This window comes from Klebsiella sp. CB_Kp196 (assembly GCF_040061575.1).
Classification (GTDB): Bacteria; Pseudomonadota; Gammaproteobacteria; order Enterobacterales; family Enterobacteriaceae; genus Klebsiella; species Klebsiella michiganensis.
Window position 1 is genome coordinate 1 of the sequence record NZ_JBEAFH010000006.1, and the last position, 20,031, is coordinate 20,031.

Annotated in this window: 23 protein-coding genes and 1 riboswitch; of the genes, 2 read left to right on the forward strand and 21 right to left on the reverse strand. The window is 60.5% G+C overall.

What is annotated here, in order from left to right; translation table 11 throughout:
* Positions 1-153 precede the first annotated feature (153 nt).
* The 21 genes from cobT to pduF form a co-directional block, all read right to left on the reverse strand.
* Positions 154-1,209: a nicotinate-nucleotide--dimethylbenzimidazole phosphoribosyltransferase gene (cobT, locus tag ABLU87_RS03430; RefSeq protein WP_004853701.1), complete on the reverse strand. Its 1,056-nt coding sequence runs from the start codon at positions 1,207-1,209 to the stop codon at positions 154-156.
* A 74-nt stretch (positions 1,210-1,283) separates the two neighbouring features.
* Entirely contained in the window at positions 1,284-1,829 is a 546-nt protein-coding gene (gene cobU / locus ABLU87_RS03435; protein ID WP_004853703.1) for a bifunctional adenosylcobinamide kinase/adenosylcobinamide-phosphate guanylyltransferase, read from the reverse strand.
* The gene (locus ABLU87_RS03440; protein ID WP_122116681.1) at positions 1,823-3,346 is read right to left on the reverse strand and encodes a cobyric acid synthase; all 1,524 of its coding nucleotides are present in this window, start codon (positions 3,344-3,346) and stop codon (positions 1,823-1,825) included. The genes cobU and ABLU87_RS03440 overlap by 7 nt, the downstream gene beginning before the upstream one ends.
* Positions 3,343-4,158, reverse strand: coding sequence for an energy-coupling factor ABC transporter ATP-binding protein (locus tag ABLU87_RS03445; RefSeq protein ID WP_025107439.1), 816 nt, complete (start codon positions 4,156-4,158; stop codon positions 3,343-3,345). Before ABLU87_RS03445 ends, ABLU87_RS03440 begins: the two co-directional genes overlap by 4 nt.
* An 8-nt stretch (positions 4,159-4,166) precedes the next feature.
* Positions 4,167-4,844 (reverse strand): energy-coupling factor ABC transporter transmembrane protein, encoded by a 678-nt coding sequence (locus ABLU87_RS03450; RefSeq protein WP_004105090.1) that lies wholly within the window; start codon positions 4,842-4,844, stop codon positions 4,167-4,169.
* On the reverse strand, positions 4,831-5,112 hold the full coding sequence (locus tag ABLU87_RS03455) for an energy-coupling factor ABC transporter substrate-binding protein (RefSeq protein WP_004133685.1): 282 nt from the start codon (positions 5,110-5,112) through the stop codon (positions 4,831-4,833). Before ABLU87_RS03455 ends, ABLU87_RS03450 begins: the two co-directional genes overlap by 14 nt.
* Before the next feature lies 1 nt (position 5,113).
* Positions 5,114-5,851, reverse strand: coding sequence for a cobalt ECF transporter S component CbiM (gene cbiM / locus ABLU87_RS03460; RefSeq protein ID WP_004124457.1), 738 nt, complete (start codon positions 5,849-5,851; stop codon positions 5,114-5,116).
* Entirely contained in the window at positions 5,848-6,561 is a 714-nt protein-coding gene (locus ABLU87_RS03465; protein WP_032751062.1) for a cobalt-factor II C(20)-methyltransferase, read from the reverse strand. The genes cbiM and ABLU87_RS03465 overlap by 4 nt, the downstream gene beginning before the upstream one ends.
* Positions 6,558-7,352: a sirohydrochlorin cobaltochelatase gene (locus ABLU87_RS03470; protein WP_122116682.1), complete on the reverse strand. Its 795-nt coding sequence runs from the start codon at positions 7,350-7,352 to the stop codon at positions 6,558-6,560. The genes ABLU87_RS03465 and ABLU87_RS03470 overlap by 4 nt, the downstream gene beginning before the upstream one ends.
* A gap of 10 nt (positions 7,353-7,362) precedes the next feature.
* Complete coding sequence (locus ABLU87_RS03475) at positions 7,363-8,148, reverse strand: cobalt-precorrin-6A reductase (RefSeq protein WP_025107437.1); 786 nt, start codon at positions 8,146-8,148, stop codon at positions 7,363-7,365.
* Positions 8,145-8,870, reverse strand: coding sequence for a precorrin-3B C(17)-methyltransferase (locus tag ABLU87_RS03480; protein ID WP_004105101.1), 726 nt, complete (start codon positions 8,868-8,870; stop codon positions 8,145-8,147). Before ABLU87_RS03480 ends, ABLU87_RS03475 begins: the two co-directional genes overlap by 4 nt.
* Complete coding sequence (gene cbiG / locus ABLU87_RS03485; RefSeq protein WP_025107436.1) at positions 8,870-9,925, reverse strand: cobalt-precorrin 5A hydrolase; 1,056 nt, start codon at positions 9,923-9,925, stop codon at positions 8,870-8,872. The genes ABLU87_RS03480 and cbiG overlap by 1 nt, the downstream gene beginning before the upstream one ends.
* A complete protein-coding gene (locus tag ABLU87_RS03490; protein WP_014226631.1) occupies positions 9,906-10,679 on the reverse strand; it encodes a cobalt-precorrin-4 methyltransferase in 774 nt (257 codons plus the stop codon). Before ABLU87_RS03490 ends, cbiG begins: the two co-directional genes overlap by 20 nt.
* Complete coding sequence (locus ABLU87_RS03495; RefSeq protein WP_196942052.1) at positions 10,672-11,241, reverse strand: decarboxylating cobalt-precorrin-6B (C(15))-methyltransferase; 570 nt, start codon at positions 11,239-11,241, stop codon at positions 10,672-10,674. Before ABLU87_RS03495 ends, ABLU87_RS03490 begins: the two co-directional genes overlap by 8 nt.
* Positions 11,231-11,836, reverse strand: a complete 606-nt coding sequence (locus tag ABLU87_RS03500; protein ID WP_025107434.1) for a cobalt-precorrin-7 (C(5))-methyltransferase — start codon at positions 11,834-11,836, stop codon at positions 11,231-11,233. The genes ABLU87_RS03495 and ABLU87_RS03500 overlap by 11 nt, the downstream gene beginning before the upstream one ends.
* The gene (gene cbiD, locus ABLU87_RS03505) at positions 11,830-12,969 is read right to left on the reverse strand and encodes a cobalt-precorrin-5B (C(1))-methyltransferase CbiD (RefSeq protein WP_047722980.1); all 1,140 of its coding nucleotides are present in this window, start codon (positions 12,967-12,969) and stop codon (positions 11,830-11,832) included. The genes ABLU87_RS03500 and cbiD overlap by 7 nt, the downstream gene beginning before the upstream one ends.
* Complete coding sequence (locus ABLU87_RS03510; protein WP_004133657.1) at positions 12,966-13,598, reverse strand: cobalt-precorrin-8 methylmutase; 633 nt, start codon at positions 13,596-13,598, stop codon at positions 12,966-12,968. Before ABLU87_RS03510 ends, cbiD begins: the two co-directional genes overlap by 4 nt.
* 10 nt (positions 13,599-13,608) lie before the next feature.
* Positions 13,609-14,568 (reverse strand): adenosylcobinamide-phosphate synthase CbiB, encoded by a 960-nt coding sequence (cbiB, locus tag ABLU87_RS03515; RefSeq protein ID WP_122116683.1) that lies wholly within the window; start codon positions 14,566-14,568, stop codon positions 13,609-13,611.
* Positions 14,565-15,944 (reverse strand): cobyrinate a,c-diamide synthase, encoded by a 1,380-nt coding sequence (locus ABLU87_RS03520; RefSeq protein WP_064378226.1) that lies wholly within the window; start codon positions 15,942-15,944, stop codon positions 14,565-14,567. Before ABLU87_RS03520 ends, cbiB begins: the two co-directional genes overlap by 4 nt.
* A gap of 87 nt (positions 15,945-16,031) precedes the next feature.
* Positions 16,032-16,200: riboswitch (cobalamin riboswitch) on the reverse strand.
* A gap of 300 nt (positions 16,201-16,500) precedes the next feature.
* Positions 16,501-17,412, reverse strand: a complete 912-nt coding sequence (gene pocR, locus ABLU87_RS03525; RefSeq protein WP_025107430.1) for a regulatory protein PocR — start codon at positions 17,410-17,412, stop codon at positions 16,501-16,503.
* A 188-nt stretch (positions 17,413-17,600) separates the two neighbouring features.
* Positions 17,601-18,401 (reverse strand): propanediol diffusion facilitator PduF, encoded by an 801-nt coding sequence (pduF, locus tag ABLU87_RS03530; protein ID WP_032453955.1) that lies wholly within the window; start codon positions 18,399-18,401, stop codon positions 17,601-17,603.
* A gap of 524 nt (positions 18,402-18,925) precedes the next feature.
* Here pduF and pduA point away from each other — a divergent pair.
* Positions 18,926-19,210 (forward strand): propanediol utilization microcompartment protein PduA, encoded by a 285-nt coding sequence (gene pduA, locus ABLU87_RS03535; protein ID WP_001183618.1) that lies wholly within the window; start codon positions 18,926-18,928, stop codon positions 19,208-19,210.
* Positions 19,207-20,019: a propanediol utilization microcompartment protein PduB gene (pduB, locus tag ABLU87_RS03540; protein WP_004205485.1), complete on the forward strand. Its 813-nt coding sequence runs from the start codon at positions 19,207-19,209 to the stop codon at positions 20,017-20,019. Before pduA ends, pduB begins: the two co-directional genes overlap by 4 nt.
* The last annotated feature ends 12 nt before the right edge of the window (positions 20,020-20,031 follow it).

The window sequence follows — 20,031 nt, forward strand, 5'->3', positions numbered from 1 at the left end:
CTCGTCGGGCTCATAACCCGAAGGTCGTCGGTTCAAATCCGGCCCCCGCAACCAACATCATAAACACCCTCAAGGGTGTTTTTTTGTTTCTGCGCTGCGCAAAATCTTATACCTGATTCAGGGAACGGCTAAGCGCCGCTCCCCGGCCCTTTTTCAGCCCTTCGGCAACACAATATTGCTCGCCGCCAGCATGCCCATCTCGTGATACATCGCGCAGGCCGCTTCCACGATCGGCATCGCCAGCGCCGCGCCGCTGCCTTCGCCCAGGCGCATCCCCATGTTGAGGTAGGGTTCCAGCTCGAGATGCATCAGCGCCGTACGCGCCCCCTTCTCCGCCGAATAGTGGGACGGGATCAGATAGGGTTTCACTTCCGGCGCAATTCGGCACGCCGCCAGCGCCGCCGCGTAGGAGAGGAAACCATCGAGCAGCACCGGCAGGCCGCAGGAGGCCGCGCCCAGCATCACGCCCGTCATCCCCAATAAATCAAAACCGCCCACTTTCGCCAGCACGTCGAGACCATCGTTCGGGTCAGGCCGGTTGACGGCGATAGCCCGGCGCACCACTTCCACTTTATTAGCGACCTTCGCCAACGGCAGATTAGCGCCAATCCCGACCACCTCCTGGGCATCGCTGCCGGTCAGAACGCTGACAATCGCCGCCGCCGGGGTGGTATTGGCCATTCCGAGCTCCCCGACGCCAAACAGGGTGACGCCATCCTGCGCCAGCCCTCGGGTATAGCGCATCACCTCCAGCAGCAGCTCTTCCGCCTGGCCGCGGCGCATTGCCGGACCGACGGCGATATTGCCGCAGCCGCGCGCCACGCGCATGTTGATAACGCCCGGTATCAGCTCAGCATCGATCCCGACATCAATCACGTGCATTTTCGCGCCCGCCTGCGCCGCCAGCACGCAAACGCCGGTTTTGCCCAGCGTCATATTCGCCGCCTGGATGGCGGTCACCGCTTTCGGCGAGATGGCGACTCCTTCGTCCCACACGCCGTGGTCGGCGCACATCACCAGCAGCGCCTTCTTTTTCACCTGCGGCACGCCGTCAAGACCGGGCATGCCCGCCAACTGTACGGCAAGATCTTCAAGGCGTCCAAGGCTTCCGGGCGGCTTCAGCAGGCCGTCGATATGAAGCCGGGCGCGCGCCATCGCGCTTTCATCAGGCGCCGGGATCGCGCCCAGTAGAGAGGTTAAGCTTTGCATAGAGGTTCTCGTCTTGTTGGCTGGCTCATGGCAGAGCCAGCAGGAAGAATAACGCCCGGTACGGCGCGCCTGGCCTATTTGATTTTTACGCCAATGCCCGACACCACCAGCCACACCTCGTCCGCCGCCGCAGCAAGGCGCTGGTTGACGCGCCCGGCGATGTCGCGGAAATGGCGGGCCAGACGGTTTTCCGGCACAATCCCCATCCCCACTTCGTTGGTCACCAGCACCACGCGGGCCGGGCAGCGCTGGCAGGCGGCAATCAGTACCGCGATTTCGGCGTCGATCGCCCGCTCCATCGCCGCATAATCCCAGTCGTCCGGCGCGCTGTCGCCCCCCAGCGCAAACAGCAGGTTGGTTACCATGGTGGTGATACATTCCAGCAAAATCGCCTCCTCCGGGGCGATATCCGGGGTGATCAGTTCATCAAGCTGCTGCCAGCGCTCGGCGGTGCGCCAGTGCGCGGGCCTGCCGTCGCGGTGGTGCTGGATCCTCGCCGCCATCTCGTCATCAAAGATCTGTGAGGTGGCGATATAGAGTACCTGCGGCGCATGGGCGATCAGCGCTTCGGCATGGCGGCTTTTACCGCTGCGCGCCCCGCCGGTCACTAAAGTCAGCATACGGGCTCCTGATGTTGGCGCATGATGGCGTAGATTTTTTCGATATCAATATGCTGACGCATCGCGTCCGCCAGCAGATCGAACTGGCGAGATTTATACTGCGCATACTCGAAATCGTTATCCAGCGCCGCCAGCCCTTTACGCTGGCGCAGGCCGTTAACCAGCGCGCGGGTAAATGCATCGCTATCGAACAGGCCGTGCAGATAGGTGCCAAACGCCAGGCCGTCATCGCTGACCGCGCCGTCCGCCACATTCTGGCCGCCTTTATGTAACTGCATCAGCGAACGGCAGCCGTCGCGCAGCTCGGTTTCGCCCATATGAATTTCGTAGCCGCTTACCGCCAGCCCCGCCGTTGCCGCCAGCCACGCCGGCAGCGCCGTTGCCAGGGTCGCCGTTACCTGAGTGGTCGTTTTGCTGTGCGCAAAGTGGGTGACGGTATTGAGCAACCCCAGCCCCGGCTGGGTGCCAAGCCCCGACTCCACCTCATCGATTATGGTTTCGCCGAGCATCTGGTAGCCGCCGCAGATCCCCAGCACCGGTACGCCCTGGCGCCGGGCCTGCAGTACCGCGTGCGCCATGCCGCTCTCGCGCAGCCAGCCCAGGTCGCCGAGCGTATTTTTACTGCCCGGCAGGATAATCATATCCACGCCCGCCAGCTCCTGGGGCTGGCGAACATAGCGGACGCGGACGTCCGGCTGCGCCGCCAGCGCGTTGAAATCGGTAAAATTGGCGATGTGCGGCACCTGTATCACGGCAATCTCAATATCACGCCTGTCGGTACGCAGATATTTCCCTTTTTGCAGCGCGACGCCGTCCTCATCTTCAAGATCGACATCCAGCCACGGCATGACGCCGAGCACCGGGACGCCGGTGAGCGCTTCTATCTGCTCGATCCCGGAATACAGCAGCGCCACGTCGCCGCGAAATTTATTGATAATCACCCCTTTGACCCGCGCGCGCTCGCGATCGTGCAGCAGCGCGAGCGTGCCGTAGATGGAGGCGAATACGCCGCCGCGATCGATATCCGCCACGAGGATCACCGGGCACTGGGCCATCTCGGCCATGCCCATATTGACGATGTCGCGATCGCGCAGGTTGATCTCCGCCGGACTGCCCGCCCCTTCCAGCACCAGCACATCATGTTCGGCGGCAAGGCTGTTATAAACCGCGAGGATCTGTTCTCGCAGGCGCGGCTTGTACTCGTGATAGCTCACCGCGTCCATATCGGTCGCCACTTTGCCCATCAGCACCACCTGCGCTTTACGGTCGCTGGTTGGCTTAAGCAGCACCGGGTTCATGCGCACATCCGGGGTAATGCCCGCCGCTTCGGCCTGGAAAATCTGCGCGCGGCCCATCTCTTTGCCATCCGGCGTGATACCGGAATTAAGCGCCATATTCTGCGATTTAAAAGGCGCGGTTCGCTGCCCGTCCTGATAAAAGATGCGGCACAGCCCCGCGACCAGCACGCTTTTGCCGACGTCGGAAGCGGTGCCCTGTAACATAATTGCCAGCGTCATGACGCCTCCTTCATCGCGTTGCTTCGCATCCGCGTAAAAAATTCTTCTTCGGTTTTACACAGCGGCAGCCCGAGCTGCGCGTGCAGTTTCACCAGCCACGGCTGGGTTAGCCCGGCCTGGGCCATCAGTTCGCTGCGGGCAAACACCTCGCCGGGTTCGCCGTGCGCCAGCACTTCGCCGCGGCGTAACACGTAAACCGCATCGCTGATTTCATAGATCAGATCGATGTCGTGGCTGGAGATCGCCACGTGGTTGCCCCGATCGGCAATGCGCTTAATGATGTCGATCATCTGCGCGCGCCCCGAGGGATCGAGCCCCGCCGTCGGCTCGTCGAGCAGTAAATAGCGCGCCTGCAGCACCAGCGCGCCGGCTATCGCCACGCGCTTTTTCTGCCCGTGGCTCAGGCACTGAATCGGCTGGTGACGAAACCCCTGGGCATCGACGAGAGTCAGGGCATCGTCCACCCGGCGGGCAATTTCCTCTTCCGCAACCCCCAGGTTACGCAGGCTAAAGGCGATATCGCTGTCGATATCGGTATAGAAAATCTGCTGGTCCGGGTCCTGGAAAACGGTCGCCACCTGCTGACGCAGCGCCAGCAGGCCGCGTTTGCTGTAGTCCAGCGGTTTTCCCTGCCACAGCACCGCCCCGCTCTGCGGGCGCAGCAGACCGCTCAGGTTCATAAACAGCGTGGATTTTCCGCAGCCGTTCGCCCCCACCAGTCCGGTCACCGCGTGACGGGAAAAATCCAGCGTCAGCCCCTTCAGCACCGGCTCGTCCTGATAGCGAAACCAGAGATCGGTCGTGGCAAGCATACTTATCCTTAGAGGTGAAAGTCACCCTGATACAGTTTGATATCCAGCGTGGTGCTCATCTGCTGGTAGCGAATCATCACCCGGGTAAACAGCAGTCCTACCAGCATCGCCAGCGAACGATAGCCCTTCGGCACGCTACGGTAGCCAAAACGTAATGTTTGCGCACGGTGAATCGCCAGCGCTTCGTCTAACAGAATAAAAATAAAACGCCAGGTCAGCAGGATTTGCTCGGTCAGCAGCCGCGGTACCCGTCCGCGCTTGAGCAGCAAAATAAGCTGCGGGAACGGCAGATTCAGCACCAGCCAGAAGGTGGACGCCAGCGCCGCCAGGCTGCGCCAGAAGGTCTGATTGGCGGTCGTCAACCCCTCCGACGTCATGCCCAGCCAGACGCTGCCCAGCGGCAGGCTCACCAGCAGATCCTGCGGATTGCGGCTAACGCTGAACAGAATGGTCAGCACACCGATCAGCAGGAAGCCAAACGGCAGCGCCATCCAACGGCACCAGCGCCACGGCGAGACCCGCAGCAGCCAGCAGGTTAAGGCGGCAATCAGCGCCATTTCGATACCCTGCCCCAGCGGAGGCAGGGTAAAGGCCAGCACCATCAGCAGCAGCCAGAACAGAAACTTGCGCTCCGGCGCGACGTGAAACCAGCGGCTCTGATAGCTGAGTCGATCAAACCCGGTCATCACGGCGCTGTCTGCCTTTGCTGTAGCCCAGAATATAGAAAATCACCGCCGCGCCGAGGGATCCCTGGAGCGTAAACAGCAGGCTCTCAATTTCTCCACTCGCCGGTTCGTACAGCGGCTGGAACCACGGCTCATAATGCGGCGCGACCACCTGAATCTGGCTCTCCGCCTCGCCGTCCGAACCGCCAAACTCGCCGCCGTGATCGACAAAGAACGGCAGGATCACCAGCGCCACCACCATGGCTAACAATATCAGCGTCTTTTTCATGTTAATGCCCCTGTGCGGTAATCAGCTGACGTTTGGTCAACTGGTCGTAGATCATGACGGTTAACAGTCCTTCAGCAATGGCGATCGGGATCTGGGTCAGGCAGAAGATCCCCATAAACTTGACGATCGATCCGGTCGCGCCGGCGGTCGGATCCGGGAAGGCCACGCCGAGCTGTACGGAGGTGACAAAGTAGGTCACCAGATCCGCCAGCATCGCGCAGAGAAACACCCCGACATCGCGGCGAATGCCCGCGCGGCAGGCCATTTTCCACACCATATAGCCGACCACCGGCCCGATGACCGCCATCGACATCCCGTTCGCGCCGAGCGTCGTCAGCCCGCCGTGCGCCAGCAGCAGCGCCTGGAACAGCAGCACGATGGCGCCAAGGATCGCCACCACGCCAGGCCCGAAGAGAATCACCGCCAGGCCGACGCCGGTCGGGTGCGAACAGCTGCCGGTCACGGAAGGAATTTTCAGCGCCGAGAGGACAAAAATAAACGCCCCGCACAGCGCCAGCAGCACCTTCTGGTTGTTATCTTCCTGCACGATGCGGCGCAGGCGCACCAGCCCGTACCACAGGCAGGGTAAAAACAGCAGCCACCATGCCAGGGCCCACATCGGCGGTAAAAACCCCTCCATAATGTGCATCGCGAAAGCCTTTTCGGGTACCACTATCAGCAATAGCGCCGCGGCTAACCCGCTGAAAGACAGCTGTTTTAGCTGTTGTTCAAGTTTCATTCTGCATACTCCCACTGTTTATTGACCAGAATGGTCGAGAAATAGGGCAGCGGCTGGTCGTCGCTGACGTCACGGAGATGGCGCCAGCACTGCTCGCCCGGCAGCGTGGCTTCGGACATCATCAGCGCGGCATCCAGCAGACCGTTTTTCGCCAGCAGCGCTTTGATGCGGGGAAACCGCCCGTACACTTTCATCAGCACCAGGCTTTCATGCTGGCGCAGCGCCTGCTCGATTTCCGTTTCCGGCGCGGTGCAGGAGATCACCGCCAGCGACTGCTGCTCCATGGCCAGCGGCGTTTTTGAACGCGCGGCAATGGCGGCGAAAGAGGTGACGCCGGGAACAATCTCCAGCCACTCCGGGCTGCCGATACGCTGGAGTAAGAACACCCAGGTGCTGAACAGCATGGCGTCGCCGAGGGTAATAAACCCGACCTGCTTGCCCGCCTCCACTTCCTGCACCAGCGCGGCGGCGACCTCATCCCATACCGCCTCTTTTTCCGCGCTGTCGGCGCTCATCGGGAAATGGCAGCAGCGTACTTCGGTCCGTTCGCCGATATACTCCCGCACGATGGAGAGCGCGAGGCTGTCGCCGCCTTTACGTCCGGCGGGCGCGTAGAGAATGTCCAGCTTGCCCAGCACCCGCGCCGCGCGCACGGTGATCAGGTCGGCGGCGCCAGGGCCGGTACTCAGGGCATACAGTTTGCCGCTCATGCCGCCTCCTCCATCGCCAGGCTCAGCGCCTGCTGCAGGTGAGCGACGAACATTGCGCGCACCGCCGGATTCTCTCCCAGCCCGTTCAGCCACGGCGTCGCCGTGATACCGGCGGCGTTGAACAGCGTTTTCCAGGAGTCCTCTTCGTCCGAGGCCATATCGTTAATGGCGTGATCGCCGGCCACCAGCATCAGCGGCATCAGGTGCACGCCCTTCACCCCCTGCCGGCGCAGGCTGTCGATAAGAATATCGACTTCCGGATAGCTCTCGACCGCGCCGACCCGCGCCGGAAACCCCTTCGCCGTCATCATATGGTCCAGACAGGCGTAGGCGGCGAAAGCGTGATGGCTGGCGCCGTGGCCCATAAAGACCACCGTTTCATCGGAGGCAATCGGCGGCATCTGCTGGCGCAGCGCCTGCATCAGCTGGACATAATCATTATGGCTGCTCAGCAGCGGCGCCCCCAGCGTCAGGCGGAGGAACAGCGGGCGCAGGCTTTGCACTTCACGGACGATCTTTTCATATTCATCGCCGTTGATAATGTGCAGCGACTGAATCGCCACATCCTGGTAGCCCTGCTCGGCCAGCTTCTGCAACGCCTGCAGCGGCGTATCAATCTCGATACCGTCGCGCTGCTTGAGCTTGCGGATAATCATCCCGGAGGTGAAGGCGCGAAAGGTGTCGCGGTCCGGGCAGCTGGCCGCCAGCTCGCGCTCGCAGGCGACGATATTCTTTTCACAGGTGTCGGGATAGCTGGTGCCAAAACTGACCACCAGAAGCGCTTTTTTCATTTCGGACTCCTTAAGCAGCGGCCAGCCAGCGCGCTAAGCGCCGGGCAAAGGCAGCCTGACTTTCCAGTAATTCTTCACCGGTCACCAGCGGTGCCGGGCGCGTAATCACGATGCAGGGGATACCGGCATCCAGACAGGGTTGTACTTTTTCCTGATAGCCGCCTTCGGCGCCGGAGGCCTTAGTGATCACCACATCGGCCCGGCACTGGCGGTAGAAAGCGGCGTTGAACTCGGCGCTGAACGGCCCGCACAGGGCGAAGATCTCGCCAACGCCGAACCCCAGTCCGGCGCACTGGGCGATGACATCGGCGACCGGCAACACCCGGGCCAGCAGCGTTTTTTCGCCTAATCCCGCCCGCCAGCGCGCCAGATCTTTGCTTCCGGTGGTGAGCAGCACGCGCTGGCCGAAGCGCCGCGCCACCTCGCAGGCCTGTTCAATGCTCTCCACGGTATAGAGCAGCGGATGCGTCAGGCCGCTCAGCTGTTCAGGGCGCTGATAGCGGCTCAGCAGCACGCCGGCGGTTTCGCAGGCCCGGACGATATTGCGGCTCACCGCTTCGGCATAGGGGTGCGAAGCATCGATCACCCAGCGGGTCCGGTTAGCCTTCAGCCAGGCGATCATCTCCTCCAGCTCGAGACGCCCGCAGCGCACCTGGCCGCGAATGTCTCCCGCCAGCTGCTGGCCGGTGGGCGTCGCCACCGACAGGGTGTATTTAACCTGCGCCGCGTCAAGCTGCTGGCACAGCGCCCGCGCGTCGCTGGTTCCGCCCATCACCAGCACCTCGCCGTGGCTCACAGCACGTAGCCTCGTGGGGTGATCATCAGGCCATCCTGGATATACGTCGCTTTGTTGCCAACGATCACCAGGCTGGTCATATCGACCGGTGCAAAATCCATCTCCCCCAGGGTGGTCAGCCATTTCTCCTGTTTTTTACGTCCGGCGGACTTCACGACCCCCACCGGAGTCTGCGCGCTTTTGCTGGCCGACAGCAGCTCAAAGGCGCGCGCCAGATGGCCCTCGCGGCCGCGGCTGCGCGGATTGTAAAAACAGATCACGAAGTCGGCTTCCCCGGCGGCGACAATACGCTTTTCAATCACCGGCCACGGTGTCAGCAGGTCGCTGAGGCTGATATGGCAGAAGTCGTGCATCAGCGGCGCGCCCAGCAGCGAGGCGGCGGCGATGCTGGCGGTCATCCCCGGGATCAGGCGGACTTCCACATCCAGCTTCTGCTTGCTGACCAGCTCAAGCACCAGTCCGGCCATGCCGTAAATACCGGCGTCGCCGCTGCTGATCAGCGCCACGTTATGCCCGGCCTGCGCCAGCTCAATCGCCGCCTGGCAGCGCTCAATCTCTTTGCACATGCCGGTTTTGATCACCTGCTTATCGCCGGTAAAGGCTTTCACCAGGTGCGTGTAGGTTTTATAGCCAACGACGATTTCCGCCGCCTGCAGCGCTTCAATGGCTTCCATGGTCATCATGGACTGCGAGCCAGGGCCGATTCCGATTACGCTTAACATCAGTGTGAAACTCCCAAAGTGATAGTGACGCCCTGTTCGCGCAGGGTTTCGCCCAACAGTTGCCCATGGCTCAGCAGCCAGGCCGCCGGGCCGGATACGCTCCCCACGCCGACGGTTTTTCTGACGAACGATGAGGCGGGGAAATGGTGCTCATGCTCGCGCAGCGCATCAGCGGGAAAGGTTTCGAACGGTACGCGACAGCAGGAGGCCAGCTGAATCAGCCCCTGCTCGTGCTTCTTCAGCGTCACGCTGCCGATGGCTTTCAGCGCCAGCGGATCCAGGCGCTGCGCCTCAAGCTGGCGCGCCAGCAGCGCTGCTAACAGCGGGAATGGCGTATCGCGACGGCAGCCAATTCCGGCGACCACCCGCTGCGGCACCAGCTTCCAGTGCAGCACGGCGATGGCCGGCAGCTCGTTGCGCAGCGTGACGCAGACCAGCGCGTCCAGCTCGGGAAGCTGGTGCAGATCGGTCACGGTGATAAATCCCCGCCGGTCGCAGCGGCTGACGTCTTCATCCAACTCGTCGTCCCACCACAGGCCGACGCGCTGCTGGCTGACCAGCATCTGGTTGACGGTTTTCACCGCCGCGCGGAAGTCGCTCATCCTGGCATTAAGCTGGAATGCCAGGGTATCCAGCGCCGCCATCTCGTTGACATCGGTGGCGGTGGTGATCACCGGGTCGGCGCCGAGCATCCCGGCCAGATAGCGGCTGAGGGCATTCGCGCCCCCCGCGTGGCCGGAAAGCAGGCTAATAACGTGCTGGCCGCGCTCGTCAATCACCACCACCGCCGGGTCGCTGAACTTGTCATTCACCAGCGGGGCCAGTACGCGTACCGCGATCCCGGTGGCGCCGATGAAAATCAGCGCCGAATAGCTGCTGAAGGCCTCGCGCGCGGCGCTGGCAAAACCGTTTTCAAAGGGGAGAAACCCCTCTTCCAGCAGCTTCTCGCTGGTAAAGCAGGTTAACGGCAGCATCGCCGCCAGCCGTTTCGCCAGCCGCACGCCGCCAGGGGTCAGGCAGAAAAGCGCGATTGATTCAGGCTTTACGGTATTCATGGCTAAAGTCCGCCGCGTAGAGTTTTGAGTAGTGATACTCAGAGCCCAGGAAATTCCCGACCAGAATGAGCGCCGTTTTGCGGATCCCCGCCTCGCGCACCTTGTCGCCGATATCCGCCAGGGTACCGCGTACGGTCTGGCTTTCCGGCCAGGTCGCTTTGTAGATCACCGCCACCGGCGTGGTTGCCGGGTAGCCGCCTTCCATCAGGCGCTCCGCCACCCGGTGAATGCGCTGTACGGAAAGGTAAATCGCCATCGAGGTCTGGTGGCTGGCAAACGACTCAAGCTGCTCGCGCTCCGGCACCGGCGTGCGCCCTTCGAGGCGGGTAATAATCAGGCTCTGGGAGACTTCCGGGACGGTGTATTCGACGCCAAGCTCCGCCGCGGCGCCCAGAAACGCGCTGACGCCCGGCACCACCTGCCAGTCGATGCCGCGTTTGGTCAGCTCTTCGCCCTGCTCGCGGACCGAGCCGTACAGCGACACGTCCCCGGTCTGTAAACGCACCACCGTTTTCCCGGCTTTAACCCCGGCTTCCATCAGGTCGAGAATTTGCGCCAGATGCAGTTCGGCGCTGTCGTGACACTCGGCGCCGGGCGGACAGTACTCCAGCAGCGCGGTGTTTATCAGCGACCCGGCGTAGATCACCACCTGGGCCTGCTGGAGCAAGCGGTAGCCCTTGAGGGTAATCAGCTCACGGTCGCCCGGCCCTGCGCCAACGAACCACACACAACGGGGGTCAAATGTCTCAGCCATGGTTTTCTTCCTTCTGACAGGCGATAACAAAAACGGGATTATTCGGTTTGAAATAGTGGCCGCTGCCCAGCGCGGTCAGCGATGAAACGTTCAGCTGCAGGCAATCAACCTGTTCGATTCCCTTCAGCCGCAGATAGTCGAGAGCGGCGTTCAGGTTCTCCTGCAGGATAAAGGTCATCACCAGGCGACCGCCGGGGTAGAGCTGCTGCCACGACCAGTCAATGAGCTCGTCGAGGCGGCCGCCGCTGCCGCCCATAAAAATGGCGTCGGCCCGCTCGGTGATCACCATCGGCGCTTCGCCGGGCAGCATCTCAATGTTGCCGCAGGCGAAATGCTGGCGGTTTTCGTCCAGCAGCTGCAGGGCCGCGGGATTGCGTTCGACCGCCGTTACCTGCAGCGAGGGGTACTGCAGCGCCGCCTCAATCGACACGCTGCCGGTACCGGCGCCGATATCAATCAGGTGGCTTGCCCGGTGTAGCTCAAGTTTGGCCAGCGCCAGCGCGCGAACCGCCTCTTTGGTCATCGGCACCTTCTCGCCGCGCAGAAAAAGCTCATCTTTCATCGAGGATCACCACCGCGTTCATCTCATATTCGCCGTCGACCTCACTGACCGGTAGCCAGCGGATCCGCTCATTATCCATCGCCAGATTTTCGCCAATCACCATCCAGCGATACCCTTTACCCCGCGCCGCCAGCTGGGCGGCGATTTCCCGCGGCCCGCAGCGCCCGTCGGTCACCATCGCCACCTTGCGCTGGCGAGCCAGCTCATCAAAACAGACGTCCCGCCCGTGGCTGCTGGTCAGCCAGATATCGTTCATATCGATACCGGCCTTCGCGCAGAGATACTGCACCGCGCTGATGCCGGGGATAATGCGCACGCGCTCGATGCCAAAGTGGGCTATCAGCCGCGTACCGATGCCGTAAAACAGCGGGTCGCCGGAGGCCAGCACCACCACCTTCTGCGCTTCGCGTTCGCCGAGCCATACCAGCAGTTCGGCAATATTGGCGCCCAGCGCAAACCGTTCGCCGTCAAACTCAGGGAACTGCTGTAAATGCCGCTTGCCGCCCACCAGCGCGTCCGCGCTGGCGACCGCGTCCCGCGCCGCCGGCGTCATCAGATGCAGGCCTGACGGGCCCATGCCGACGACCGTTAACATGCCATCTCCCGCGCAATCTCGACGATCGGCCGATTGCTGCCGAGGACCTTGTTATCAAAGGAGAACATGATGGCGTCGCAGACGGGCGGCGTTTTGGTAAAGCGCAGCATCTGCATCACCCGCAGGCAGATGCGTTCGGCAAGATGGTGATAGATATGCTGAAAACCGTACGCGTCGATGTGCTCCATCGCCGCTTCGGTGGTATCGCATTCGCTCACCAGCTGCAGCAGCGCCAGCGGCGCGCCCAGCAGCGCCAGATGCGCGACCAGGGTTTCCATCCGCGCATCGGCGATATGGCTGTGGGTGTGGAAGATCCCGGCGGCGACTTTAATCAGCTTGCCGGGATGGCCAATCAGCACGATCTGGCGGAACCCGAGGCGCACGGCCTCTTCAATCATGTAGCCGACGAAGTTGCTCATGGTGACCACCACCTGCGCATCAATGCCCATCTGCTCGCGTACAAAGCGCTCGCCGTGGTTGCCCGGCACCAGCACTACCCGCTCCAGCCCCGCCGCGCGCTTAATTTCCAGCTCCAGCGACAGCGAACGCTTCCAGCTCTCCTCCGACATCGGCGTCACGATACCGGTGGTGCCGATAATCGAGATGCCGCCCAGGATCCCCAGCCGCGAGTTATAGGTTTTCTGCGCCCGCGCCTCGCCTTCCGGGGCGAAAATCTCTACCGTCGCCCCGCGCGACGGGCCAATCGCCTCGCGCACCGCCGACTCGATGGTGTGGCGCGGGGTGCGGTTAATCGCCGGGCTGCCGATGGGCAGGCCGATCCCTTTGCGGGTGACCGTGCCGACGCCTTCGCCGCCGCGCAGGGTAATCTCGCCGGAATCGTCGAGCGTCACGCGGGCGAAAATCAGCATCCCGTGGGTGGCGTCAACGTCATCGCCGCCGTCTTTACGGATGGCGGCGATCGCCTGCTGCCCTTCAACGTGCGGCGACTCGACGTTAAGGCACAGGGTGACGCCGGAAGGGGTGACAATGGAGACCTGATGAATCAGATGCTGACGCATCACCATCAGCGCCGCGACCTTTGCTGCCGCCGTGGCGCAGGATCCGGTGGTATAGCCTTTGCGCAGCGCCTTGCCGTTGTGCCATACCGGGGCGTCAAAGGATTGCTCGCTCATCGCGCCCCCTGTAAGTGGTACAAAATGGCGTTGACGATGGCGGCGGCGACGTTGCTGCCGCCTTTACGACCCAGCGCGGCGATGCCCGGCAGGCCGCTCTGCGTCAGGGCCTCTTTCGACTCCGCCGCGCCGACGAAACCGACCGGCACGCCAATCACGCCGTTGACCGCGACGTCATGCTCCAGCAGACGAAACAGCGCGGTGGGCGCATTGCCGAAAACAAACACTTTCTCGCCCTCTTCGGCGACCGCGATATCAACCGCCGCCATCGAGCGGGTCATCCCCTGCGCTTTGGCCTCCGCCACCACCCGCGGATCGCTGATATAGCAGCGGCACTCGCCGCCGAATTTCGCCAGCAGGGTTTTATTGATCCCGGACAGGGCCATGGTGGTATCGGTATAAAGCGTGCAGGGCTGGCTCAGGGCGGCGCTCAAGCGCGGAAGCACGTCGGGCGAAAACCACAGGATATCCAGCCAGTCAAAATCAGCGGTGGTGTGGATCACCCGCTTGATAATGGCTTCGTGCAGCGGGCTGGCAAAGCGGTAGTCCGGGCGGGTCTGCGCAATAATATCGCCAATAATGTCGAAGCTTTTCGCCTCAATCGCCTGCGGTTGCTGGATATAGTGCATTCATTTGTCCTCAGGCAGCGCCGACCAGCCAGTACCGGACCGCCATAAATAGCGCCAGCGCCAGGGTCGAAGACACCCACATCAGTCGAATCGTTCGGGAAATATCGTCTACGGAAATATCGCGCGTCGCGTCGCCGATCCACGGCTTCTCCACGCGCTGTCCAAAGTAATCGTTAGGGCCGCCAAGCCGGATGCCGAGCGCCCCGGCGACCGCCGCTTCCGACCAGCCGCAGTTCGGGCTGCTGTGGTTGTAGCGGTCGCGCCAGCCGATGCGCAGCGCGCGGCCGCCCGCTTCACCGCAGAGGAGAGCGGCGAGGCTGATAAGCAGCCAGCTCAGGCGAGCGGGGATAAAGTTGGCGACATCATCGAGGCGGGCGCTGACCATGCCGATGGCGCGATATTTTTCGTGCTTATAGCCGACCATCGAATCCAGGGTGTTGACCGCTTTATAGGCCATCGCCAGCGGCGCGCCGCCCAGCAGCAGAAAGAAGAGCGGCGCGATAATGCCGTCGACGGTGTTCTCTGCGACGGTTTCCACCACCGCGCGATTAATCTGCTGCGGCGCAAGCTGCGACGTGTCGCGCCCGACGATCCACGACAGCTTGATACGGCTCTCCGCCAGATCCCCCGCGCGCAGCGGGCGCTCGACGTCCCGCGCCGACTGCGCCAGGCAGCGTCCGGCCAGCACGGTGAAAATCATCCATACCTCAACCAGCCAGCCAAGCCACGGATGAACCGTCCGCGCCAGCGCCAGCACGCCCCAGCAGAGGCTCCACGTTAGCCCGACCACCACCAGCCACATCACGGCGCCGCCGACGCGCAGGGCGACATCGCTGCAGCAATAGCGGCGCACGCCGCGCTGAACGGCGGCGATCAGGTTGCCTATCCAGCGCACCGGATGCGGCCAGCTCTGCGGATCGCCGATGATAAAATCGAGGAGCCAGGCAACGCCCCATGCCAGCAGCGTCATAGCGCGCTCCTTGCCGCAGCCAGCCAGTGGTTAAGCATGATGGGACGCTGCGCAAAGTGCAGGTGCAGATAGCTGGCGAACGTGTTGCCCACCTGCCAGCCGCCCGACCACTGCTGAAGGGTCATACCGTCGCGGACTTTGCGGCAGGCCAGGACCGCCGGGATATCAGGGGTAAAATCCGAGTAGTGAAACTCATGCCCGCGCAGGGTTTCGCCGGGCGCCGCCAGCAGCGTTTGCCGCATCGCCCGCGCCTCGCAGTAGCCAAAGCGGGTAAGCCGTTTGCCCATCTTGCTGTGGCCGGGAATCAGATTGGCCATCGGATAGATGTCGCCGCTGGCGTCTTCAAGGGTGCTGCCGAGATACATCAAACCGCCGCACTCGGCGTAAATCGCCACGCCGCGCCGGTGCACCTCCCGCAGCTGCGCCAGCATCGACGTATTGGCCGCCAGCCCGGCGGCATGAATTTCCGGATAGCCGCCGCCGAGCCAAATCATCTGGCACGGCGGAAGCTCGCTATCGCGCAGCGGGCTGAAGCGCACGATATTCACCCCGCAGCGTTCAAGCAGCGTAAGGTTATCCGGGTAGTAAAAGTTGAAGGCTTCGTCGTCGGCCAGCGCCAGCGTCAGGCCCGTGCCGGCGTCGGGCGACGGCAGCGGGGGCCACTCCCCGGCGGGTAGGGCGGTGAGCTGGCTAAGAGCCAGGAGCCGTTCAATATCCAGCGTTTGCGCCAGCGTTTGGGCAAAATCGCGCCACGGCTGCTGATTGACCAGCGACTCGCGGGCGGTGACCAGCCCCAGATGGCGTTCAGGTAACGCCACCCCTTCCACTCGCGGTACGTAGCCGAGCACCGGCAGCCCGCAATAGCGTTCAATGGCGCCTTTGAGAAGCTGATAATGGGATTCGCTGTTGACGCGATTGACGATAACGCCGGCGATATTCAGGCTGGGGTCGAAGTGTTGAAATCCCATCACCGTGGCGGCGATAGAGGTGGAAACCGCTTTGCCATCTACCAGCAAAATGACCGGACAGCCGAGCTGTTTAGCCATCGCGGCGGTGCTGCAGTAGCCAGGGTCGGTACCGAAGCCGTCATACAGTCCCATCACGCCCTCAATGACCGCGATATCCGCCCGCTGCATCCGTTCGCAAAACAGCGCATTGAGCACCGGTTCCGGGAGCATAAAGCTGTCGAGGTTGCGGGAAGCGACGCCGCTGACGGCGGTGTGCCAGCCGGTATCGAGGTAGTCCGGGCCGACTTTGCAGGGCTGAACCCGCATACCGCGCTGCTTCAACAGGCTGAGCAGACCAAGCGTAACGGTGGTTTTACCACAACCGCTGCCGGTACCTGCGAGAATAAATGCGTGCTGCCTGGCTGCCATACCCCGATCCTGTGCCGGGTGGTAGGGCTGCGTGCATTCCCAGTCTTTCGACTGTACGCATCTGAGCAACCCACTTCCCACCGAAGTTGTTGATTGTTACCGACAGGCAGGTCTTCTGGCTTAGCGTCGTCCTCTCCCATCCTTCCCAATCCGCTAAGCAGATCAGTGGCTAAATATGGGTTCGTCAGCATCACAGCAGCGGGGGCTGCGGGGGATTCACACCCCCTTCCCTGGCGCCTGTCGGTTTAGTCCGTCATGATTCGAGCGGGACTGCCCGGCTCGCATGATTTCCGGAATATCTTACGGAAGCTGGATGGCTCCCGTCGTGTTTAATTTTTAATTACCAAGGCCGTTTCATTACGCCGATGGCGCGCTGAAAGCCATTTCAGATATCACTCTATCCCATCAAATAAATAAAAACTGGTGCAGCTTATCGTTCTCTCATTATTATTTTGTTGCGCTATGACAATTTATTGCTCTGAATGAGATATTTTCATTTTAGAATGAGCCAGATACAAGGGCATATCAAAAATCGGCAATAACAAAATATTGTCATTTAAAATGACTCAGTTTGTGATCTGGCGTTAATTTGCTGGCGATAGGCCTGCGGAGTGACCTGATAAGCCTGGCGAAAAACTTTGCAAAAATAGCTGGTTTGCGAAAATCCTAAATTCCGCGCAATGCTGGCGATGCTCCAGTCGCTGTGGCAAAGCAGCTCTTTGGCGCTCACCATCCGCTGATGGTTCACCCACGCGTTAAAACCGATACCCTGATATTTTTTAAATAGCTTACTGAAGTAATAGGGGCTGAGATAAACGTGGGCGGCGACGTCTTCCAGGCGAAGCTCATCGGATAAATGGGCGTCAATGTAGCGCAGCGCTTTCTTCATTTTGCTGTCGTGAGGGCTGGCGACCCGGCTGGCGCGCGTGGGTTCCGGCTGCTGGGGATTATCTTTAATCACCACAAAGTTGAGCTGCTTTTTCAGGCAGTTCTCGACGATCAGCTTCAGTAAATCCGCGGAGGCAATCACTCTGGAGTAGTCCATCTCCGGCACGTCGCGGAATGCGTTGAGCAGCTCGGGGTCCGCCTGCCAGCCGTCGTCCACGTTGAGGATATCCACCAGTTCTACATCGTTGCTTAAGCGCACCTGCCCGCATAGCACGAAGCCCACAAGGTGCCCGGCGATAACCAGAGGAATGGAAAAATCAGTTAACCCGGCGTGGCAGCGGTAGATACAGAGCTGATCGGTTTTTGACGCCTCGAGGCCGCCGCAGCGGTCGCTCATCCGGCAGCGGGTGCTGTGCTGAGGGTGCTGGCGCATCAGCTGGCAGAAAGGGGTGAAGTTAAACAGTTCAGATATTTCATCACCGTGAATATTGACAACCACAACCGCCAGACTGGTGGCCTGCGCAAAATCCTGTGCGATTTTATTAATGAGTTCTGAGTTCAGTGTGCTCGCAGAAATCATGATAAAACCTCTCAGTTAATTTTTTGTTATAAATAAAACATTTCTTTAATATTCACTTCCTTTCATCATCATTTACCGCCAACGATAAAAGAATATTACGATAGCAAAAGTCTCCCATCCGTGGGAGACGTTTTTGGCCAGTTCGTGATACCGGTTCATGAAAATTTTTCGCTATTTCAGCGGATGCATTAATCCTCTAATTTACAGGTATTACACGGTAAGTTATTTCCTATCAGATAACGATAGATGGCCGCGCCGAGGCAGGCGCCGATCAGCGGCGCAATAATCGGCACAATAAAGTACGGAATATCCCTTCCGCCGGTCATCGCGATATCGCCCCAGCCCGCCACCCACGTAAACAGCTTCGGCCCAAAATCACGCGCCGGATTCATCGCAAAGCCGGTCAGCGGCCCGGTTGACGCGCCAATCACCGCCACCAGCAGGCCAATCAGCAGCGGGGCCAGCGGCCCTTTCGGCACGCCGTTGCCGTCGTCGGTCAGCGCCATAATCATCCCCATCAGCATGGAGGTGATCACCACTTCGACCAGCGCCGCATGCCAGATGCTCAGCGACGCCGCCGGGTAGGTGCTGAAAATACTCGCCAGCTGCAGGCTCTCAACGCTGCCGCGAGCGATATGGTGGGCGGATTCAAACTCGGTAAACATAGTGCTGTACAGCACATAGGCCAGCACCGCGCCGCCGAAGGCGCCCGCGACCTGGGAGACAATATAGGGGAAGACTTTGCGCCCAGGAAAACAGGCAAATAGCCATAACGCAACGGTCACCGCCGGGTTGAGATGGCCGCCGGATATTCCCGACGTCAGATAGACGGCAAGCGAGATCCCCAGACCCCAGATAATGCATATCTCCCACAGTCCGAGGCTGGCTCCCGCCACCTTTAACGCGCTCAGGCAGCCGATGCCGAAAAACAAAAACAGCCCGGTGCCCAGAAACTCGGCGGTACATTGCGCTTTTAACGAATCATTCATGGTGACACCTTCTTAGCAGAGTTCGTGTCCTGACCAGCCAACCTCCTGCTGGCAGTAGAGTACAACGGGCACCACTATATGAACTCCGCTCCGCAAATTGTTGGCAACCTGCTGACGGCGGCCCCGGAAAATTCGGGCATCAATAACAAATTATTGTCATTGAATAACTCAGAATAGCATTGCTCACGCGCGGATTTCGCAATTACGCCATCGCCATGACATGCAAAAATATTGCTAAAACCAACTCATCGTTTTCCAACAAACATCACAAATCAGTTTTTCTCGCATAGCAGATAAAATTAAATTCGTCATGAACAAATTTGTAAATATGGAATATACAAAACAAGATAATCACATAAAAACAAATAAAAATAACACTTAAAATCAATAGATTAAATTTAAATCTGGCAATTTTATATTATTCAATACCCACTATTTTTTCACCATCAAATTCAAGTCAGCCATTCTTTTTCCTCGCATCTTCTTATAGTCCCAACTATCGGAACACTCCATGCGAGGTCTTTATGCAACAAGAAGCACTAGGAATGGTAGAAACCAAAGGCTTAACCGCAGCCATAGAGGCCGCTGATGCAATGGTTAAGTCAGCCAATGTGATGTTAGTGGGCTACGAAAAGATTGGCTCCGGACTGGTGACCGTCATCGTACGCGGCGACGTTGGCGCGGTAAAAGCGGCCACCGATGCGGGAGCCGCCGCCGCACGTAACGTGGGTGAAGTGAAAGCCGTACACGTCATCCCACGCCCCCACACCGATGTAGAAAAAATCTTACCGAAGGGAATTAGCCAATGAGCAGCAATGAGCTGGTGGAACAGATCATGGCTCAGGTGATTGCCCGCGTGGCAACGCCGGAACAGCAGGCCATCCCTACTGAAAACCATCCAATACGAGAGACGGCTATGGCAGAAAAAAGCTGCAGTTTAACGGAATTTGTCGGGACCGCCATTGGCGACACCCTGGGTCTGGTTATCGCCAACGTCGATACCGCCCTGCTGGATGCGATGAAGCTTGAAAAGCGCTATCGCTCCATCGGCATTCTCGGCGCCCGCACCGGCGCTGGCCCGCACATTATGGCGGCGGACGAAGCGGTGAAAGCCACCAATACCGAAGTGGTCAGCATTGAGCTGCCGCGCGATACCAAAGGCGGAGCGGGCCACGGTTCGCTGATTATTTTGGGCGGTAACGACGTTTCCGACGTTAAGCGCGGTATCGAAGTCGCGCTGAAAGAGCTCGACCGCACCTTTGGCGATGTTTACGGCAACGAAGCCGGGCATATCGAGCTGCAGTACACCGCTCGCGCCAGCTACGCGCTGGAAAAAGCCTTCGGCGCGCCGATTGGCCGGGCCTGCGGCATCATCGTCGGCGCACCGGCCTCCGTGGGCGTGCTGATGGCCGATACCGCCCTGAAGTCAGCCAACGTGGAAGTCGTGGCCTATAGCTCTCCGGCGCACGGCACCAGCTTCAGTAACGAAGCCATTCTGGTGATTTCCGGCGACTCCGGCGCGGTCCGCCAGGCGGTCACCTCCGCGCGCGAAATCGGCAAAACCGTCCTTGCGACCCTCGGTGCTGAACCGAAAAACGATCGCCCGTCCTACATCTGATACCCACGAGGC

What these genes read in the sequence shown, in the direction of transcription:
- cobT (WP_004853701.1), bottom strand. Translation starts at nt 1,209, where the DNA reads ATGCAAAGCTTAACCTCTCTACTGGGCGCGATCCCGGCGCCTGATGAA.
- cobU (WP_004853703.1), bottom strand. Translation starts at nt 1,829, where the DNA reads ATGCTGACTTTAGTGACCGGCGGGGCGCGCAGCGGTAAAAGCCGCCAT.
- ABLU87_RS03440 (WP_122116681.1), bottom strand. Translation starts at nt 3,346, where the DNA reads ATGACGCTGGCAATTATGTTACAGGGCACCGCTTCCGACGTCGGCAAA.
- ABLU87_RS03445 (WP_025107439.1), bottom strand. Translation starts at nt 4,158, where the DNA reads ATGCTTGCCACGACCGATCTCTGGTTTCGCTATCAGGACGAGCCGGTG.
- ABLU87_RS03450 (WP_004105090.1), bottom strand. Translation starts at nt 4,844, where the DNA reads ATGACCGGGTTTGATCGACTCAGCTATCAGAGCCGCTGGTTTCACGTC.
- ABLU87_RS03455 (WP_004133685.1), bottom strand. Translation starts at nt 5,112, where the DNA reads ATGAAAAAGACGCTGATATTGTTAGCCATGGTGGTGGCGCTGGTGATC.
- cbiM (WP_004124457.1), bottom strand. Translation starts at nt 5,851, where the DNA reads ATGAAACTTGAACAACAGCTAAAACAGCTGTCTTTCAGCGGGTTAGCC.
- ABLU87_RS03465 (WP_032751062.1), bottom strand. Translation starts at nt 6,561, where the DNA reads ATGAGCGGCAAACTGTATGCCCTGAGTACCGGCCCTGGCGCCGCCGAC.
- ABLU87_RS03470 (WP_122116682.1), bottom strand. Translation starts at nt 7,352, where the DNA reads ATGAAAAAAGCGCTTCTGGTGGTCAGTTTTGGCACCAGCTATCCCGAC.
- ABLU87_RS03480 (WP_004105101.1), bottom strand. Translation starts at nt 8,870, where the DNA reads ATGTTAAGCGTAATCGGAATCGGCCCTGGCTCGCAGTCCATGATGACC.
- cbiG (WP_025107436.1), bottom strand. Translation starts at nt 9,925, where the DNA reads ATGAATACCGTAAAGCCTGAATCAATCGCGCTTTTCTGCCTGACCCCT.
- ABLU87_RS03490 (WP_014226631.1), bottom strand. Translation starts at nt 10,679, where the DNA reads ATGGCTGAGACATTTGACCCCCGTTGTGTGTGGTTCGTTGGCGCAGGG.
- ABLU87_RS03495 (WP_196942052.1), bottom strand. Translation starts at nt 11,241, where the DNA reads ATGAAAGATGAGCTTTTTCTGCGCGGCGAGAAGGTGCCGATGACCAAA.
- ABLU87_RS03500 (WP_025107434.1), bottom strand. Translation starts at nt 11,836, where the DNA reads ATGTTAACGGTCGTCGGCATGGGCCCGTCAGGCCTGCATCTGATGACG.
- cbiD (WP_047722980.1), bottom strand. Translation starts at nt 12,969, where the DNA reads ATGAGCGAGCAATCCTTTGACGCCCCGGTATGGCACAACGGCAAGGCG.
- ABLU87_RS03510 (WP_004133657.1), bottom strand. Translation starts at nt 13,598, where the DNA reads ATGCACTATATCCAGCAACCGCAGGCGATTGAGGCGAAAAGCTTCGAC.
- cbiB (WP_122116683.1), bottom strand. Translation starts at nt 14,568, where the DNA reads ATGACGCTGCTGGCATGGGGCGTTGCCTGGCTCCTCGATTTTATCATC.
- ABLU87_RS03520 (WP_064378226.1), bottom strand. Translation starts at nt 15,944, where the DNA reads ATGGCAGCCAGGCAGCACGCATTTATTCTCGCAGGTACCGGCAGCGGT.
- pocR (WP_025107430.1), bottom strand. Translation starts at nt 17,412, where the DNA reads ATGATTTCTGCGAGCACACTGAACTCAGAACTCATTAATAAAATCGCA.
- pduF (WP_032453955.1), bottom strand. Translation starts at nt 18,401, where the DNA reads ATGAATGATTCGTTAAAAGCGCAATGTACCGCCGAGTTTCTGGGCACC.
- pduA (WP_001183618.1), top strand. Translation starts at nt 18,926, where the DNA reads ATGCAACAAGAAGCACTAGGAATGGTAGAAACCAAAGGCTTAACCGCA.
- pduB (WP_004205485.1), top strand. Translation starts at nt 19,207, where the DNA reads ATGAGCAGCAATGAGCTGGTGGAACAGATCATGGCTCAGGTGATTGCC.